Source organism: Azospirillum agricola (assembly GCF_017876095.1).
Classification (GTDB): Bacteria; Pseudomonadota; Alphaproteobacteria; order Azospirillales; family Azospirillaceae; genus Azospirillum; species Azospirillum agricola.
Window position 1 is genome coordinate 1 of sequence record NZ_JAGINM010000078.1, and the last position, 1385, is coordinate 1385.

The 1385-nt window shown below is 70.8% G+C and carries 2 protein-coding genes; both read left to right on the forward strand.

Annotated features, from left to right (window positions below; genetic code table 11):
• Positions 1 to 380: 380 nt before the first annotated feature.
• The gene (locus J2847_RS33875; RefSeq protein WP_209783112.1) at positions 381 to 545 is read left to right on the forward strand and encodes a hypothetical protein; all 165 of its coding nucleotides are present in this window, start codon (positions 381 to 383) and stop codon (positions 543 to 545) included.
• Positions 546 to 600: 55 nt separating this feature from the next.
• Positions 601 to 1385 (forward strand): N-acetylmuramidase domain-containing protein (locus tag J2847_RS33880; protein WP_209783113.1); only part of this gene is annotated, 785 nt, incomplete at its 3' end.

Consider the following 1385-nt stretch of genomic DNA (forward strand, 5'->3'; position numbering starts at 1 on the left):
TTACGTGGACTTCGGGACGGCAGTGACGGTGCGAGCCCTGTCGCTCACGCCGCAACCCAGCCGCATCAGCGGGACGGTGTTCGTGCAGTATTCGTCCGACGCTGCCGGCTGGGCGACCTTGGCGACCATCGCCCCGGTCAACGTGACCGGCAAGCAGGTGTTCACCTACCTTCAATAGCCCCGCGACAACACTCCAACCTGACCGACCCGGCCGCCGTGAGCGGCCTTTTTCATGCCCACCAAAAGAAGCAGGCGACCGGCGGGGGAGCGCGGTCGCCCGAGTTCAGGGGAGATAACCTCAGAGGAGCCTACCTGCCCTCATCTTGGCCTGCCTGCTCCCCAGCGTCATGTCCGGCACAACCCGATCCGGAGCAATCCCTATGACCGATGCAACCGACCCCGCCGAACTGGAGGTCGAGCGGGCGCTCGCCGACTGCGACGGGAACAAGGACGCCGCCCTCCTGCTGCTCGCCCACCTGCTCGTCAATGCCAAGCGCGGCCTGTCCGCCGGGCATCTGCGCCTCCCGCCGGCCGACCGCCGGTAATCGCGTTACAGCCGGCCTGTAACGCAAAATTCCCACCACCACGGAGACCACCATCATGACCACGCCCACCGGCGCGGCGATCCCGCGCGCCCTCCCGTATGCCGGCGCCGCCCGGCCGCTCCCCCTCGGTGCCATCAACCGCGCCGCCCGCGACCTCGGTTGCGAGCCCGCCGCCCTCTCGGCGGTGCTGATCGTCGAGACCGGCCTGCGCAGCGGCTTCCTGGCCGCGCCCGACGGTCGCCCGCGAATCCTCTACGAGGCCCACATCGCCCACCGGCTGTGCGGGCGCCCTGTGCCTGGTCTCTCGGTCCAGTCCTGGGACCGCAGCCTCTACGCCCCCACCGGGGCCGGCGAGTGGGAGCGGCTGCTGCGCGCCGTCGACGTGCTGGGCGAGGATGTCGCGCTCCAGGCCGCGTCCTGGGGCATCGGGCAGGTGCTGGGCACCAACCATGGGCTTTGCGGGTTCGCCACGGTCCAGTCCTTCGTGCGGGCGATGGCCGCCGGGGAGGAGGAGCAGCTCGGCGCGGTGGCCGCCTTCATCCGTGCCCGCCGGCTGGCCGATCCGCTGCGCCGGAAGGACTGGGCCGCCTTCGCGCGCGGCTACAACGGCACCGCCTACGCCGCCAACAGCTACGACAGCAAGCTGGCTGCCGCTTATGTCCGCGTCATCGCCGGCAGCCCAAACGACGGCACCCTGTCCATCGGTGATGTCGGCCCGGAGGTCGCCAGCATGCAGCGCGCGCTCGTCGCGCTGGGCTTCAAGGTGGCGACCGACGGTGATTTCGGCCGGATGACGCGCAACGCGGTGGAAGCGTTCCAGGCGGCGCGCGGGCTGGTCGC